This is a genomic window from Candidatus Hydrogenedentota bacterium, from assembly GCA_019695095.1.
Lineage (GTDB): Bacteria > Hydrogenedentota > Hydrogenedentia > Hydrogenedentales > SLHB01 > JAIBAQ01.
Genome location: JAIBAQ010000134.1, coordinates 1 through 16,862, shown reverse-complemented (window position 1 = coordinate 16,862; position 16,862 = coordinate 1). Strand labels below are relative to the sequence as shown.

Annotated in this window: 11 protein-coding genes; 3 read left to right on the top strand and 8 right to left on the bottom strand. The window is 57.2% G+C overall.

What is annotated here, in order from left to right; genetic code table 11:
* From K1Y02_18660 to K1Y02_18645, 4 genes are all read right to left on the bottom strand, one after another.
* A partial coding sequence (locus tag K1Y02_18660; GenBank protein ID MBX7258393.1) for a hypothetical protein occupies positions 1 to 289 on the bottom strand: 289 nt, incomplete at its 3' end.
* Positions 290 to 411: 122 nt separating this feature from the next.
* Positions 412 to 1,812 (bottom strand): glycosyltransferase, encoded by a 1,401-nt coding sequence (locus K1Y02_18655; protein MBX7258392.1) that lies wholly within the window; start codon positions 1,810 to 1,812, stop codon positions 412 to 414.
* Between the two features lie 379 nt (positions 1,813 to 2,191).
* Positions 2,192 to 5,470, bottom strand: a complete 3,279-nt coding sequence (locus K1Y02_18650) for a hypothetical protein (GenBank protein ID MBX7258391.1) — start codon at positions 5,468 to 5,470, stop codon at positions 2,192 to 2,194.
* A 54-nt stretch (positions 5,471 to 5,524) separates the two neighbouring features.
* Positions 5,525 to 6,295 (bottom strand): glycoside hydrolase family 16 protein, encoded by a 771-nt coding sequence (locus K1Y02_18645; protein ID MBX7258390.1) that lies wholly within the window; start codon positions 6,293 to 6,295, stop codon positions 5,525 to 5,527.
* A gap of 761 nt (positions 6,296 to 7,056) precedes the next feature.
* On the opposite strand from K1Y02_18645, the gene K1Y02_18640 reads away from it, so the two are divergent.
* Positions 7,057 to 8,457 (top strand): hypothetical protein, encoded by a 1,401-nt coding sequence (locus K1Y02_18640; protein ID MBX7258389.1) that lies wholly within the window; start codon positions 7,057 to 7,059, stop codon positions 8,455 to 8,457.
* A gap of 191 nt (positions 8,458 to 8,648) precedes the next feature.
* Positions 8,649 to 9,503 carry a DUF1444 family protein gene (locus K1Y02_18635; protein ID MBX7258388.1) on the top strand — a complete coding sequence of 285 codons (855 nt, stop codon included), beginning with the start codon at positions 8,649 to 8,651 and terminating at the stop codon, positions 9,501 to 9,503.
* A gap of 22 nt (positions 9,504 to 9,525) precedes the next feature.
* Here K1Y02_18635 and glsA read toward each other — a convergent pair whose 3' ends face one another.
* The 3 genes from glsA to K1Y02_18620 are packed head-to-tail and all read right to left on the bottom strand — an operon-like array spanning position 9,526 to position 12,553.
* Positions 9,526 to 10,554, bottom strand: a complete 1,029-nt coding sequence (gene glsA, locus K1Y02_18630) for a glutaminase A (GenBank protein ID MBX7258387.1) — start codon at positions 10,552 to 10,554, stop codon at positions 9,526 to 9,528.
* Positions 10,551 to 11,363: a MinD/ParA family protein gene (locus K1Y02_18625; GenBank protein ID MBX7258386.1), complete on the bottom strand. Its 813-nt coding sequence runs from the start codon at positions 11,361 to 11,363 to the stop codon at positions 10,551 to 10,553. Before K1Y02_18625 ends, glsA begins: the two co-directional genes overlap by 4 nt.
* A gap of 14 nt (positions 11,364 to 11,377) precedes the next feature.
* Positions 11,378 to 12,553 (bottom strand): GAF domain-containing protein, encoded by a 1,176-nt coding sequence (locus tag K1Y02_18620; protein ID MBX7258385.1) that lies wholly within the window; start codon positions 12,551 to 12,553, stop codon positions 11,378 to 11,380.
* A gap of 473 nt (positions 12,554 to 13,026) precedes the next feature.
* On the opposite strand from K1Y02_18620, the gene K1Y02_18615 reads away from it, so the two are divergent.
* Entirely contained in the window at positions 13,027 to 15,885 is a 2,859-nt protein-coding gene (locus K1Y02_18615) for a hypothetical protein (GenBank protein MBX7258384.1), read from the top strand.
* Positions 15,886 to 15,969: 84 nt separating this feature from the next.
* Here the strand turns inward: K1Y02_18615 and K1Y02_18610 are convergent.
* Positions 15,970 to 16,862 (bottom strand): hypothetical protein (locus tag K1Y02_18610; GenBank protein MBX7258383.1); only part of this gene is annotated, 893 nt, incomplete at its 5' end.

Below are 16,862 nucleotides of genomic sequence, written 5' to 3'. Positions count from 1 at the left end.
CCCATGCGCGTGTGAGTGCCGCGCGAATCCCGGAACGCCGCGCGGTCCACTCATCCATCCCCGACACGGCAGGATGCGCCGCTATGCGCGCGTCCGCCTGCTGACGGACGAACTCAAGGTATGCATTTGCCGGTTCCGCGAGCGCCGAGACTCCGAACGTGGCGAGCGCGCCGATGAGAATACATGCGTGGGCAATCTTCTCATATCGCAGTTGCACCCAGGGGATATGGCGCGAATCCCACTGAGTACGGATAGTCTTAGCATTGTGACGGACAAGTGATTGAGTCATGGGTTTGAATCGACCTCGCATGTGCAACAGGGAATCCAAGGTACTTTGCTCGCGCGATTATCACGAGTAGTCTTGACACCATCATGAGTCCTGCGTGAGGCATTTGGCAATGCGGCAGGTCTTTACGACGGTGAGGTGTGCTCGGATTCCGTTGAACCGAATTCACTGCGCCCGCGCCATTCCATGGGCTTGTTGGCGACGATCTGGGCGATGAGGGAGAGGGCGAACCACACTCGCAACAGGCCTGATATGGGATGGAGCCAAGGCACGACGGGATGAAAGTCCGCGATCCGTCCGACATCTTTGTATTCGCGGGCCTCGTCGACGTATAGGGCAAGTCCGGCTGCGGCGAGTAGCGTCATCAGCGGATCGAAGCGGCCCGCGACAAGTTGCGGAAGGATACCCGCGATCATCATGGGCAGGGCAATGATCGTGGTGCTGAGGCGCAGCGCCAGCATGGTGAGCGGAAGTTGCACACGGTTGTCAAAGAAGATGCGCATCTTGCGCAGGGTGTGCTGCTTGACCTCGCGATAACCGTGATAGAAGCGCACGCGCAAGAGATCAGGCGACCAAGCGAGGCCGACGCGGCGTCCAATTTGTTTTACGGCGGCCGCCATCAGAGAGTCTTCGGGATGCCACTGCCCAAGGGCCTTGTGGCCTCCGATTGCGCGGTAGCAGTCGAATCGCACGAGCATGAACGCGCCAATACCGATCGGAAAGGAGCGAGGATCGTTCAGAGTCTCGTAATCTGCGCCTTGAATCACGCCACGCCAACCGAGGGGAAGCAGGAACTGTTCGGCCCACGTATCCGTGGTCAGGCGCGGCAGGCACGTCAGGTAGTCCAGCTGATCGCGTTCGGCCACATTGACGGCCTGTTCGATGATTCCAGGTTCAAACGTCACGTCGGCATCGGCAAAGAGCAACCAGTGCCGGTCGTGAAGCGGCACGCCTTCGTCGCGCTCGATTTGGAGAAACGTCTGCCAAAGGGCGTTGGACTTGCCGAACCACCCTTCCGTGATGGGCGGATTGTGCACGACGTGGATGTTCGGGAAATCACGCTGAACCGCGTCGAGAAGGATGGAGGTTCGATCCGTGGAGTGATCGTTGACGAACCACAGATCCAGATTGGCATAGTTCAGAGCGGCAAGAGAACGCGCGGCCTCATCGATGTTCTTTTCCTCGTTGCGCGCAGGGATCAACACCGTGACATGCGGCCACTTGTCACGCGGGGGCGCAGGCGTGGCTCGCGAGAAACAGGGCAGCCCGGCGAGCGTACGGCGAAACGAGCGACGGCGCGCACTTCGGATACAAACAAAGACAATGATGTACACCCACACGGCGCACAAAGTCACCGGAAGCGGCTTGACACAAGCGACGATGAGGGAGGCAAAGATCGCCCACCAAAGCACAACCACCGATACGCTCGCACGTGCGCGCAGGGTTTGCGCCAAGGCGCGCATGTCGACGGCGACCGGCTCTGATCCGACCGAATTCCCTTCGCGTGAAGCTGCGTCGGTACTCACGGATCGGCTCAGTGTCGTATTGGCGCTATATGGTCTTGGTGGCGTTGGTAGGGAACTTCTTGCTGGTGCCGAGAAGACCCTTGCTTATATCGGCCATCTGAGGAGCGGGTACTTTGCCTATCAATTGAACATGCTTCATGTCTAATCCTCTATGGTTTTCCTGCATCGAGTGAATTGCCTAGACCGAACTGACGCTTCTGTGATGCACGGATTTCACGGGGTCCATGCTTTGAAGCCGAAATCGACTTGCAGACGACAAGAGCATAGACCGAACAGATTATTCGCTCACCAGTGAATTCATATTAGCATTCACTGCAGGGGCAGTCAATGGAGGTGCTGCGAGAATCGCACCGGTCACAGAGAGTGTGTGTTCCCGATGCTATTTTATGGATCGAAAATAGCGCCGGGTTACGATACCAGATGCCAGTTCACGCACTTCGATGGTCCACATGCCCGGAACGTCGTTGGGAGCCATGGCGCATTGCACGGTGAGCTTTGCGTCACGCGCGCCGTAGTAACCGCTGAACTCCGCGAGTCTTCCGTCGGGATCGCGGATCGTTAGCTTCAACGGGACGACGGCGTCGATTGGAGCGCCCGCGCTGTCTGTCACCAAGACTTCGATGACAAAAGGATCGCCTCGGTGTATCTCTTCCGGTGCATGGATTTGGACCTGTTCGATCGGGCGATCAGTGATGAGCCACAGTTTACCGCCACCGGGTTCGAGGTCGGCGGGAATTTGCAGGATGCCGCCTTCACTAGGTGTTGGCACGTTGCGGTGTTCGACGAGGTCGTAGACGTGTCCCGCGCGCCTGACCGTGACCACGCTCGATGCGGGTAGACCGTTCTCCATGACCAAGCCGTGTTGCCCTACGTAGCTGCCGAATTCGCGTCGGTCATTGATGGCAAAGACGTAGTCGGAGGTGCCGTACGTTCGGCGATAAGGCAGCACGTCCTGAATTGTAGAATCGCCGTAGCGCGAGTATCGCGCATCGAGTTGTTCGCGCAGGGAGCGTGCCCGCGCGAGCAGCGCCTCCTTGTCTTCATTCGCAGCTTTTGTACGCTCGTATGCAGGTAACAGTATGTCCGGCTGAATAGCGGGGCAGAGACGCTCGTCGCCGACAACAATTCCGCCGTTCTGCTTGAAGACGTGTATGCGGTCCACGATCGATTGCGGCAAAACATCGCAGTCCGCGAGCACCAGCACTCGGTATGCGTCGAGACCGTTCTTGAGAATCGTCTCTTCGTAGACAATCTCCGGTTGCAGGTGCGCGTAGAGCAGTACGTGATAGGCATCCCCAGCCCAGGAACCGCCCCATCCGTAGGTGCCTCGTCCGGCAAACACAGAAGACGTGAAGCTTTCCAGGAACGCGACATCCGATGGCGCGGCGGGGACCTGAAGAAGCGTAGGCCCTAGGGGGGCGATGACATCGTTGAGGAGCGTCTTCAGGGCGACGCGCGTTTCCGGATGCGTGTAGCGATAACTGGCGCTTCCATCGTTGGGAACAAGAGACTCCCAACCGTGGTACATGATGCCCTTGATGGGGCGCGCAATTTTGGTCCACAAGGCTTCGCGCAGATGCATGGGAGCGATGGTGATGTACTGAGCACCCGGGTCGCGGTCTTCCCAAGGAGAAGACGCGGAGTTGCCATCAGGCGCGGTGTCTGCGGGGGCGGTTTGCGAGCGATACCAAATAATCTGGGTCATCTTCATGACATCTTGTCCCGCAGGGCCGCCTTTTGCCATCGCAAACAGTTCATCCGTCGTCAGGCCGATTCGGATCGGGTCGGGATAGGTGTAAGTCCAGTGCGAGAGGTAATTGACGTTTCCGCCGCTTCCCCACAGTGGCGGTACACGCACAGCCGGGTCGAAAAAGGTCCAGAAATCGGAGCGTCCATTTGAGTGGAGGCCGTCGTTGATGGCCGAATGGAAACCGTTCCAGCCATCACCCGAACACCAGAACCAGCGGTAGAACTGCAAGATATCGTCGCCATCTGCAACGACGCGAGTCGCGGCGAAGTCTGGAATCATGGAATACGTCACGCCGCGTTTATTCTCAGCCGCGCTGGGAAATTCCTTTCCGGTTGCCGAGCGATACAGTGCTCGGTCGGCATCGTGAAAGCAGAGTTGCGTGCCATCGCGAACCTCGGTGTTGATCAGCGCGGCGCAGAACGCCGGAAACGCTCCATAGGTTTGCGCCACCGATGCGCCTACGTTGCGCCCGAACTCCGCTATTGGCGGCAGATTGCAGCACGCGTTAACGTCTTTGTACGGAGTCCCGTCCTGAGCCACGCGTAGCAGTTCAGGCTTGTTCTCCAACCAATGACCGACTCCCAACGAGATGACGACGCCAATATCGTCTACGAGAGCCTGATCGAGCATTCGCCTGCTTCGCGCGAGATCGTCCTCACTCACGGCAGGTACGGGCTGGCCCGCATCCCAAATCCGCTGGAAGTCACAACCCAAACCGAGGCAGTGTGTGAAGCCAATTTCCTTGAGGGCAGCGGTGCTCTGTGTGACCGATTCGATACCGCCGATACCCCACATGACTACAGGCATCCGGTAAGGCAGACGCCGCGGAACGAGATTCACAATAAACGACTGTGCGTTTACCCATGCATCCGTTCCTTCGCCTATTTGACACTGCACACGCACCGGATAATCATCGGGCCGCATGCGCGTATCGAATGCGTACTCGATGGCGTGGGACGCGCCCGCCGCGATTTCCGGCACGGAATATGTCTGATCCGGAACGCCCGGGACTTGGACTGTGGCGGTAACATTCGACAGACTTCCACGGGACATATTGGCCAATCGGAACTGAAGTTGCGGGGAAGGCTCCATGCGCACGTACGCGCTGCGCGTGTGATCGGCAAACACGTTCAGCGGGCGGAATTCTCGCGCACCTTCGGTGATTCGCACTTCGTCGATGCGGCCTGGGAAACCGTGGTAATAGCTGCCCACGCGATCGCCGATAGAAAGAAAGTGATCGCCTGGAAAGATGCTTCCGCGACCCGGTCTTGTCGACTCGCCCAGACTCCTGCCATCACAGAAGAACCGAACCGTCCCCGCGCCGTCGTAGGTGAATGCGATGTGCGACCAGGTGTCTTGCTTGAACGCGGCTTTCTCCGGCGCATACCACGTGTCTGAGTTCTCGCCAAAGCCCAGGCAAACTCGCATGCCGCGATGCCCGGACTTGTCGGGCCGTTCGAGAACCCATTGGTAGTCCGAATGGGCGACATACTTCTTGTCCACGATGAATGCTTCGTCGTAGGTTTCGAGCGCAGGCGAGGGGCACACCCACATCTCAATCGTGAATGCGCCACGAGGTGACAGCGACGGCGCATGTGCGACACGCATCCCGTGTCGCACATCTTCCACCGGCCAGCCCGGAAAGGACTCGATACAACCGCCAAACCGGCCATCGGTTCTTCGCGTTACGCCGTCCAAGCTGCCGAAGTGTTCATGTCCGGAGGCGTCGGTGGCTGTCTCTGCCGACTCGTCGAAGTTCCAAAACGCGATGACGTGGTTACCGGCGGCGTCATCGCCGGTGTAGGCCGTTTGCCAAGGTTCCGCGAGTTGTGCATGTGCGGCGCTCAGAAACGTGACAAAGGTCACTGCCGCCATGCCAGACAACATTGCAGGTATCGACCGTGTCATACACATTCTGCCCCCTCCGATGCGCGTGTGCTTCGTATTTCAGAATGCTTCATTCTACTTCTTGTCTTGAACTGCCATATCGAAAACGCGGACATAGTCGACGACAAAGTAGTCGGGCAGTGTGGCCTCTTCAATCTTGCCTGCCCAGGGACCGATTTCTTCGGTCAGCTTGGCGTAGGAGAGTGCTTGGCTTGGGCCGTCAGCTTTCGTGCGCCACGTTTCCTCGCCGTCTACAAAGAAGACGTATTCATCCGGAGACCAAAGCACGGCGAACGTGTGAAAGCCCTCGTTCAATCCCGGTCGCTCAATCTCTCGAGCCTCTTGCTTATGATGAGACGCATAGCCGTTCCAGTGGAGGGCATGATTGATCTTTTCGGTAAGCCACGCCTTCTCCATGATATCGATTTCCGTTCCGGCAGCGCCGCCCACTTCGGCGTCGGGAAGTCCTTGCGCAGGCATCAGCCAGAATGCCGGCCAGTGACCCGGCTGCTTCGGAAACTTACAGCGGCATTCCCAGTACCCGTACCGGTGTTCGAACTTACCTTTGGTGCGAACGGCGCCGGACGAGTACCGTTCACCTTCCTTCTTGGTTCGCAAGACAAGACAACCTTTGCCATCGACATAGGCATCGTCTCTGGACCAATACGCATCTCGCCGCGGGCCGTCGATTCGTTCCCACTTGGATTCGTCCAGCGTGGACCCTTCAAATTCGTCCTGCCACACCAGACGCCATTCTTTACCGGCGTCTGCAGGCGGAAGGTGAGTGGGGGCTTCCAGTGCTTCGGCGTTCAAAAGCATGGCCACGAGTACGGTTGTTGCGAACATCTTCAGTGCCTTTCTTATGTATCAATCCGCGCTTTGGGCCGCACGTCCCGCAAACACACGTGCAGATAAGTTCGTGTGTGTTCGTGAAAAATCCGGGCTAGCGCATGTACGTGCTGTGGTGGCAGGCAAATTGTCTACGAGAAGCAGACGGCGATCAATTGTTCCTGGGCATCGCAGGGATTGTTGGACGACGGCTTCCGTGAAAAGGTTGATCGATGTCCTCTCGGGAATGCCGGGCCAGTGAACCAGGGCAAATTCAGTGAAGTTGGCGGAGGGTGTCAGTACTGGTTGAGAATCCTGATTGGAAAGTGGCATGGAGGCACGGAACACTCCATTTTAGGACATCGTTGTCTATTAGCAGAAAAATGTTCCACAGACTCGAATCGGACACCGATTTCTGTGGAAAAACTGACTGTATTGCTGGTGGGCGCGTTCTACCCTGCGATAGGGATGCAGGGTAGAGTGACGCGATATCGGGTTTATTCACTTCTGTAAGATATTATTTATTAGTGGTTTATGTGCATCAATATAGAAATTGAACATGACGGAAACCTGGACCGAGTCAAGCGCTTGTCCACTGGACAATCGGAAGTCGCTGTCTCCTTATTTTGGGGATAAGGCGATTAATTTGTATTACTATTTATAGCCATTTCCTCAAAAATAGTATTGACAAATCAGGGCGTATGTCCTACGTTGTCAATTGGAAATCGGGCGTGGGGTCCGAGGACCAAAAGGAAAAACAGGGAGAAAGGAATGAGGTTATGAGGAGCGTTTCTAGCGGTTCGAAATGCTGGTCCAGGTGCCTCGTCTTCGCGGGAGTGGTGGTGGCTGTCGCGATTCTGAGTCCCCCGGCCCATGCGGTGAACTACAATCCAAGCACTGCAATCATGGTCTACATTCACGGATTCGACAACGCTGGTTGGACGTACACGAACGTGTACGGGGATGATTCAACCATCGACGACATCGCGGGACCTGTTAACCAGATTGCGACCTTCACGGGACGTCCAACGAACATTGCGAATCCGACGGCACCAAACCAGGTGTGCGGAGCTACGTACTACGGCGCCGCCCCCCCAGCTTGGTACACGGCGGAAGATATCGCGGCTGACAATGCGTTGTCGGGAACTTATGTGCCGCGGTATGCGCTGCGTATGGCCAAGTACATCAAGCACGTGATCACGCGGTCGGGCGCGACCTCGGCCATCGTTCTATCCGGCAGCTTTGGCACGGAAATCACGCGCTACATGATTGAGCACAACCTGTGCAACTTGGCGAGTGACCAGCTTATTTCGCGTTGGATGCCGATCGTTGGCGTGATGCAGGGCAACTGGGCGGCCAGCAGCATCAACTACGATTTGCTGGGACCGATCTTCGGCGAAGATCCTTCTCCGGATATCGATTGCATGCAGTACGGCTGGGTCGACTCGAACATCTCGGCGCATGCGACAATGAATTCGGCCTACTACGGTCCGATCATCATCAATCAGTTTGTTGCAACGGCGGACGGCGATGGCTACATCACGGCGCTGTGCAATCAGCCGAACGACGGTACCAATAACGTCAGCGACGAGAAGTTCAACGGATACACGACCACAGCGGCGTTACACGCGGCCACTGACGGTGTGTTGCAGATGCCGGGTTTGGCGTATTACCCGACGGAACACACCGGCATCGTCGACCATATGGGCATGTGGGCCGGTGTCGTGTCGGCGGCGGAGAACAACATCCGCGTGACCGTCACGATGACGAGCTTCTATTCGAAGACCAACGGCGATCTGTTCGGCGACAGCGAGTGGGTGTTCTCGACGAAGATGACTTCGCCGCGGGCGCAGACTCTTTGGGGCGTGACCGCACCGATGACCGATGTGTCGTACTCGGATGGCGTGTCTCCGAAAATTGAGTTGAAGAAAGGTCAGACGAGGACTCCGAATTGGGTGGTGTTCGATATGATCATCCCCGCGGGCGAATCGCAGCTCAATTTCTGGTTGAATGCCTATGAACTCGACTTCTTCAACAAGTTCTATGATGAATACGAAATTGGCTCGACGAAGGATATGGGCGCGGTTTCCACGACCATCACGGGTTCGACGACGACATTCACCGTCAGCAACGGCAACTACTCGGCAACGTTCAGCGTAGTCATCAAAGCCGTTTACTAATCTCTGGTGCCACTGAGTCCTATGCGGGCCGGCGCTTCGGCGCCGGCCTGCCGCTATTTAATGTCGATAAGTCTTGTGCAGAGGAAGAAAATGGAGGGAGGTAGCTTTAACTCCTGTACGGAGAATTGTGTACTATAACGGCGAGGTTCGGTGTCCATCGCCAATCACCGAGGCCCAATCAGGGGGTGTCCGTGAAGAAGTTACTCAGCTCTATTCTTCGGTTACTGCCAGGCCGATCGCAGGCGCGGTCGCTATCGCCCGCGGAGTTCACCCAGGAGTGCGCGAAGGCGTTTGCGGAAGCCGGTCCGCAATGGACGGTCTTGATTGAGAGAGACCTGGTGCTGTCCATCAAGGGCGCGGACGATCAAGAGTCGAGGTCATTTCTCGACAACTTGTATGAGACGTGCCGACAACACCCTCATTTAGAGCAAGATGCCATCGATCAGTTTGTGGTGGGAACGTTGGAGACTTTGGCGAAGAAGTCCGATGGAACAGACAGAACCTGCATTGTGCCGGTGATTAAAGACCGTGCATGGCTGGAGGAAATGAGGCGCGGTTTGCGCGAGCGAGGCGCCACGGATGTCCCCGATCCGGTGCACGAGGATTTCAGCAGAGAGCTGGTCATTGTCTATGCCATCGATATGGAAAACAGCATTGCCTTTCTGACTCCAGGCGCGCTGGAAGAGGCGAAAGTCTCACGCGAGGAACTGAGGGTGCTCGCTGCGTCGAATCTGAAACGATTGCTGCCGAAGATAGAGCGCGCTGGGAGTAACGGGCTTTACATGTTCATGGCGGGCGGCACGTACGAGGCCAGCCTGTTGTTGCTCGACACCATTTGGGCGGGTATACAAGCGGAGGTGCAGGGGGACGTCGTCGTGGCGATACCGACGCGAGACGTTCTTGTTGCTACTGGCAGCGAGAACGCACCTGGCATGAGCAAGCTTCGCGAAATCGCACAGGAGGCGTGGCAAACCGGACCCTACCGCTTGACTCCGCAGCTCTTTGTCTACCGGGACGGCACGTTCCAAGAATTCGAACCGGCATAGCTGCACAAATCCAAGCGTGCGATCATAGCGCTCCTTGAAGCAGATTGTTGAGGCGTTCGCGGTCGGTCGAATGAGACATGATGTGCAGTCCCAGGTCGCTCGATATCGCTTCGCAAACGCGTAACGCGCGCACGCTATTGCCCCGGTGGTCTAGAAGCGGCGAGAACACGGCGATGGCCATCGTGTGCGGCACGACAACCACGACACCTCCGCCAACGCCGCTCTTCGCGGGTAAACCCACCGTGTAGGCCCATTCACCGGCATAGTCGTACATGCCGCAGGAGTACATCACACTCAGGACATCTTGCACATACTCAGCAGCAATGGCGCGCTCGCCGGTGAGCGGGTTGATTCCGGCATTCGCCAGAGTGGCCCCCATCACGGCGAGGTCATGCGCATTGACAAGCACCGAACATTGCTGAAAGTAGAGATCCAGTGTGTCGTCGATGTTGGGATCGACCATGTCGAAGTTGAGCATGAGGTGCGCCAGGGCGCGATTACGGTGGCCGGTGGAACGTTCTGAAGTGTAGACCGCCATGTCTACGTCGAGTTTTCTGCCCGCGTATCGGCGCAACATATCCAGCATCCGGTTGAGGCGCTCGGTCAGGTGTGCTCCCTGCACCATGCCCGCGGTGGCGATGGCTCCCGCATTAATCATGGGGTTGTACGGACGGCCGGACTTTTCCTCCAAACGAATGATGGAGTTGAACGCGTCGCCGGTAGGTTCGACGCCAACGCGTTTCTGTACGGTCTGACGGCCTCGGTCTTCGAGCGCCAATCCAAACATGAATGGTTTGGAAACAGACTGAATGGTGAAGAGTTGTTGCGAGTCGCCGACTTCGAATGACGCGCCGGAGACTGTGGTAACGGCGATGCCGAACCAATTGGGGTCGGCCTTGGCCAACTCGGGGATGTAGTCCGCCACGCTGCCGTCGTCAACGCTTTTGAAGCGGGCATGAATGTCCTTCAAATAGGTTCGAAATGGGGAAGCGGCCGATTTGATGCCGCCGAGTAACGCGCTGACAGCCGAAGCGGAATCCTGCTTGCTCATACGTATGTCCTATCTGCGTTGCCCTCGAAGGGAGAAAGAGTAGAAGTCACAAGGCCGGAGATACGTCTGACGGCTTCGCTGTACGCGTGATCGGGATACTGGATGCAGTAGAGGCCGCCACTGCCGAATTGAACCATGTCGTCACTCATCAGGATGACTTCCCCGACGGGTGTCTGAAGCTTCTCTTCCACGAGGCGCCTCAAGGCCGTCTGGTCTGCCAAGCGGTGGACCTTGTTGACGATGAGCATCATGTTCTTGACGTCCAGTTGGCGCGCCAATTCTACCGTCACCGCGGTGCCCTGAAAGTCCTGTTGGTCGGGGCGAAGGATAAGGAGCGTGAAGTCCGATATGGCGATAGACAGGAGCGTTTCTTCGTTGACTCCGGGGTGAGTGTCGACCAGGACAAAGTCGAGACTGAAATGCCTGATCAGATTCAGGATTCCGTCATTTAGCAGGCCTACGTCGTATCCATCGTGCAGAATGCGAGCGATTTCACCGGTGTCGATGCTGGCAGGCACCAGGAAGAGAGCGCCTGTGCCGGGTTCGTACGCGGGGAACTTCGCGAGGGTGGAGGACAAGTCGACAGCCGCATCTTCGATGGGGCAATTGCCCCAGAGATAATCATTCAGGGTGTATTTCAGTCTTGCTTCGTCGACCCCAAACAGCACGTGCACACCCGGTGAAGCGATATCGGTGTCGATGACGCCAACGCGATAGCCGCGCGCGGCTATCGTGCACGCCAGATTTGCAGACAGATTTGATTTTCCCGTTCCTCCGCGAAATGAATGAATCGCTACTATCTTTCCCATCGCTGCTCCATTTTCTACGTATCTCCGTTGCGACGTGCCTTTTCCCGCAAAATGCGGGCCTTGTCCTTGAGCTCTTGAAAGTACTCAGACCCCGTGATTTGAGCGACCTGCGCTTGTTTCTTCACCTCGTCAATTTCGAGATGGAGCGCTTGGATCTGCTCGCGGAGTGTGTGCATGCGCTGGTAGGACTCCAGTCCGGACCCCGCCAGGCGCGCCAGAGACGCAATAGTCTCCTCTTGGAACGAGTCGAAGGGCTGCGCTTCGCCTGTCATCGGGTTACGTGCGTTAATAAGCTGCAGTACGCCGATGACCCGGTCGTGTTGATTCTTCAGGGGCATCGCGAGAATGGACTGAGTTCGGTATCCGTTCTGCGCATCGAAGAGCCGCGTACCGGAGATGTCGAACGCGCTGGATTCATAGACGTCAGGCAGATTCACGGGATTCCCCGTCAGCGCAACATAGGTCGCAATATAACGACGCTCCTGCCCGCCGCCATTGGGGTTGTTCAACGGCAACGGTTCGAAGCGCGTGACGGGACCTTTCGAGCCCCCTTCGGAAATCCCGAGCGTGTCGTTGTGCACCATGGTGAATTCGAGTCTGTCGTCTTCCGTGCGCACATAGAGCGTGCCGCCGTCGGCTCCACAGAACGACTTGGCCTCCAGCAAGATCATCTCCAACAAACGGCCATAGTCGCGCTCCGCAAACAGGGCCAGGCCAAGAGGCACGATTACGCGATCGAAGGCGGTACTACGCCGGCGTTCGCGAATCCATTGGTCGTACAGCCAGTCTTCGCGCTGAGCGTGGAGAATGCGTTCACACCACCCGCGAAGCGCGCTCCCGCAGGAAGGCTGACTGAAAAAGTCCGTAGCCCCGGCGGCGAGATACGCGGCGGCGGCAGACTCGTCGTATGCATTGGAAATGACAAGTACCGGCGGGCCATCCAGGCTGCGCGCCAGGCGGTAAGCACGAATCGCGGCACACGCGACTTCGTTTGGTCCGTCGACTGCTACGACAAATAGGTGAGGCTGCGCGGAAGGATGCAATTCGAGAGAATGAGAAATGGTCGCAAAGCCGAGTTCCTCCAAACCGCGCACGAGGGAAGCGCAGCCGTCGGCGCGGAAGTCGACTATTCCGGCTCGTGCGACAGGCTCGTCGGCGGCAACGGCTGGCTGATAGGCTCCGACACTCATTGAATATACCCCGGACATTTCCAATGATCAGGCAGTGCCCGTGTGCCAACGCGTGTTTGGCCGCGCGAAATCCCACTACGGCTTGGAAGCAATCCTCAGAATCGGAAGAACCAGGATGCCCGTCGACAGCCGACCAATGCCTTCTGATTGGACGAAATAGCAGGAACTGTGCCTAATGGTCTGTTTTGCGCAAAATATGCGATTTTCTTAGAGGATCTAGCGTATTGCGGGTATTCGATGCCTGTGAACTATCGTGCGATCCATACCATTCGGTTGTCTTCGCTGCGCGAAAACTACATTTGGGTATGCGACGGCGCGCGAAGAGGCAAGTCATCACAACACTCGTATGAGCCACGTTCTGGATCGTATTGCGTTGATCCGGATGGGACTTTCTGTTCTTATGCCTGTTGGTATATTCGACGCCGATTGGCTACGTGATAGAAGCTTCTGATCGCGATGGGAGAGGAACTGGTGTGGATATCCGGCGCAACGTTTTCTGCCTGGTAGGTTTACTGTTCCTTGGGGGAATCTTCTCTCAAGTTAGTGACGCTCAAGAGCCGCCGCCGAGTCCTCTGCCAAATGAGTGGGCTTTTGTAGACGCGCTGGCCGCGCCGATGACCTGGACACCGCATTGGAATCGGGTAGAGAAACGCGCCGACGAAGTCAGTTTGAAGGACGGTGTTCGCGTCGAGGCGGGATTCCCCGACTCGGGGCGCGTGCTCGACACCGCATACGAGGACCTTGGCGTCTTTTTTCGGAGTGTTGGTATTCCGACAGAGGGGGCTTACCGGCTCGTCACCGAGCAGGTTCAAACTGGCGCGTTCGAGACGTTCAGGATTGTCGTTGGGGACGATGCGTGTCGCATACAAGCAGGAGACACCGAAGGCATCCGGCGCGGCATCTACTTCCTCGAAGACCAATTGATGGCCGCCGAAGGGCCATTTCTCCGGTTGGGAGAGGTCGAACGCTCGCCATTTATCGCCACGCGAGTGTCGCGTTGCTTTTTCGGACCGATCAAGCGACCGCCCAAGAACAAGGACGAATTGCTGGATGATGTGGACTACTACCCGGACGGGTATCTCAATCGACTTGCGCACGACGGGGTAAACGGGTTGTGGTTGACCATTGAGTTCAAGGATATCTGCAAGACATCGCTGACGGATGCAGTCGATCCAAAACGTGAGCGGCGCCTTGAGAAGTTGCGAAAGACGATAGCTAAATGTGGGCGGTACGGCATCAAGGTCTTTCTATTCTGTATCGAGCCGCGCGTGATGGACCCCGACAACCCTCTCGTGAAGGCGCACCCCGAGCTAGGCAGCAAGGCGTTCAGCGGCAGCGGGCTACTGTTTTGTCCGTTTTCCGATGCCGCGCAAACGTATCTGTTCGAGGCGATGAACGACATCTTCACGCAAGCGCCAAATCTGGGCGGGCTGATCAACATCAGCTTTGGAGAGCGCTCGACAACGTGCTTGAGCGGAGCCAACGAGGGGTGGCAAGTGGCCTGTCCTGTCTGCGCGCAGAAGGCGCCGGGGGAGATTCTGCGCGCTTCGTTGTCGGCCATGGAGCGGGGAATGCACGCGGCAAATCCCGACGCGAAACTCATCTCGTGGCTTTACGTTCCAGGGAATGGCACGGGTTCGCAGCGAAGCACGGAACCGCTGCGCGATATTGCGCGGTTGACGCCGCCGGGAGTGATTTGCCAATACAATTTCGAGTCCGATGGGGTCAAGGAACAGCTCGGCAAACCGCGTCACGCTGGAGACTACTGGCTATCCTACGTCGGACCGAGCGAGACATTCCGGTCTATCGCGGGGGCGGCGGCCGAAGGCGGTGTTGCGATGGGCGCGAAACTTCAGGCGTGCACTTCGTTTGAAGCGTCGACCGCGCCCTATGTCCCGGTGCCTGGAAACCTCTATGAGAAGTATCGCGAGATGCGGCGGCTGGGCGTCACCAGCGTCATGCAGTGTTGGTATATCGGGAGCCTGCCGTCCGTCATGAATCGGGCAGCGGCGGGTGTGCTGCCGTTTGTGCCCGAGACAATGAGCGAAGACGCATTTCTGCTTGAACTCGCGCGGCGTGATTGGGGTCCTTCAAACGCGGAGAAGGTCGTGCGCGCGTGGAGGATGTTTGCGAAGGCCTACGAGAACTATCCGCTGACGAACGCCTTTCAATACTACGGACCGATGCACGACGGCGTCGTGTGGCCGTTGCACCTGAAGCCCGTGCACAAGAACCTGTCCCCGGTATGGAAGCTCGAGTATCCGCCGAGCGGCGACCGCATTGGCGAGTGCTTCAGCGGTACACACACGATGGAGGAGATGCTCACGCTCCTGAAACGAATGTCGGAGGGGTGGAGGGAAGCGCTTGATGTGCTGATGGAACTAGAGCCGATGTGCGCCAATGACCCCGCGCGGCAGATCGATCTAACCGTGGCGCAGGCGCTCGACATCCAGTTTCATACCGGTTACAACATCCTGCGCTTTTACGATCTTCGAGAACGATTGATTTACGACTCGGGTGCCGATCGAATGAAACTACTAGGCGAGTTGCGTGCGATTGCGGAAGACGAAATCGCGCACTCGACGAAAATGATCGATCTGTGCAATCGCAATCCATATTTGGGGTTTCAGGCGGAGGCAGAGAACTACACCTATTTCCCCGCTGAGCTACGCTGGCGTATCGAACGGCTGCAAGAAATGCTGCGTACGGAATTCGTCGAAGCCGAAAGTGCTATCGCAGCAGGAAGCCCCATTTTCCCTGAAGAGTCTGGCTTGGCAGACGGACCGTTTGTCTATCGATGCGCGCGAGCGGGTGATGAGTTTGCCGAGTCATGGCAGAGCGATGCCGTATGGGCTTCATTGCCGCGCGCGGATGTGCCGTCGCAGGACCTTTCGTGGTCGTGGCAGGCCGTGCATGATGACGAGGCGATTTATGTGAACGTGGATTGCTCGCCGTCGGAGCAGTGGAGGCCGGCAGCGGTTTCAGTGGCCATCGAATCGACGCAGATATACCCGCGCCGTACGTTTCGCGGCGACATCAATGGAAATCGTACGGAGCGTCTTGGGTGGCTTGTTCCCGATTCGCCGTGGGACTTTGCGACGAACTCGATCGATGGACGGCGGGCGTTCCGGTTGCGAATCCCGCTCGCGGCGTTTCAAGGCGAAGCTCATCCCGAGCGTCCCATGAGGATCAACGTCGAGGTGACAGCCGTTTCGCCGGACAAGAAGAGCGCGGATATCAGTTGGGCGCCGCCTTCTAGCTCGCCTGTGCAAGCGCGTCTTGGGTATGGAAACGACGACCCCTCGGAGTTGGGTTGGCTGCGGTTGGAGTGATGCCGCTGGTGAGGAACGCCTTGCGTTCTATCCGCAGACACTCAGAATTGGCAACACACCGCGACTGCTCTTTCCCATCATGCGTCATGGAAAGACATACTTCTTCTGATGCGCGTCGAACCTGATTACGGGTATATCGGCGGGGAAGTACTTCTCGAACATCTCCTTCATGGGACCTGCATACATTGCCATACGAATCGTACCCCAAGTGGCTTGATCGCCTGTTGCGTATGTGACGTAGGTATTGCCTTCATATTCAAAGAGGTCGGCATCGGTATTGTTGATACCTTCACCCGTGACAGGATCGAGCATGGCGTCGCGTGTTGGGCTGACTTCCCATATCGCGAGGTCTTTGGAGCGGGCGACTACCGTGACGTACTTCGTCTCAGGCAGGCGATAGGCGTAGTGTTCACCGAGGCCGGGCATGTAACAGTGCATCCCGTACATCACGTAGTAATAGGGAGCGATGAAACGAATCGTGGGATTCGCGCAGGGAGTCTTGCCCGCAACATCGGCGAATTCGAGATCGGGAATGCGTTCCCAGTGGGCGAGATCCTTCGAGCGCGCAAAACGAAAACACCATTGCACGGGTGTGCTCGACTCGTAGGTCATGAGGTAGCCTTGATCATCGCGGCACACGGATGTGTTGAAAAACTGCTCGTTGCCATCGGGCGCAAGAGCAAGTTCTTGTTTCCATTCTTTTAGGTCGGTGGTGGTAAAGCGGTTGATGCCTTTCATATCGATGACGTTGCCGAAACTCACAAACTCTGTGGCGAATACATTGAGTTCCGCGCCTTCGACAAACGCAGAAACAAAGGAATGGCCCGTCCCGAAGCGCGTCAGTTCTTCTCCGGTGACGAGATCTCGGATGAAGAGGTAGGCGTCCTTGCCTTTCGCTTCAAATCCGCCAGGCCGATGATTGTCCACTAGCAGAAGCCTGCCGTTGAAGACAACCGGTGTGTTCTCCATTCCTGTGG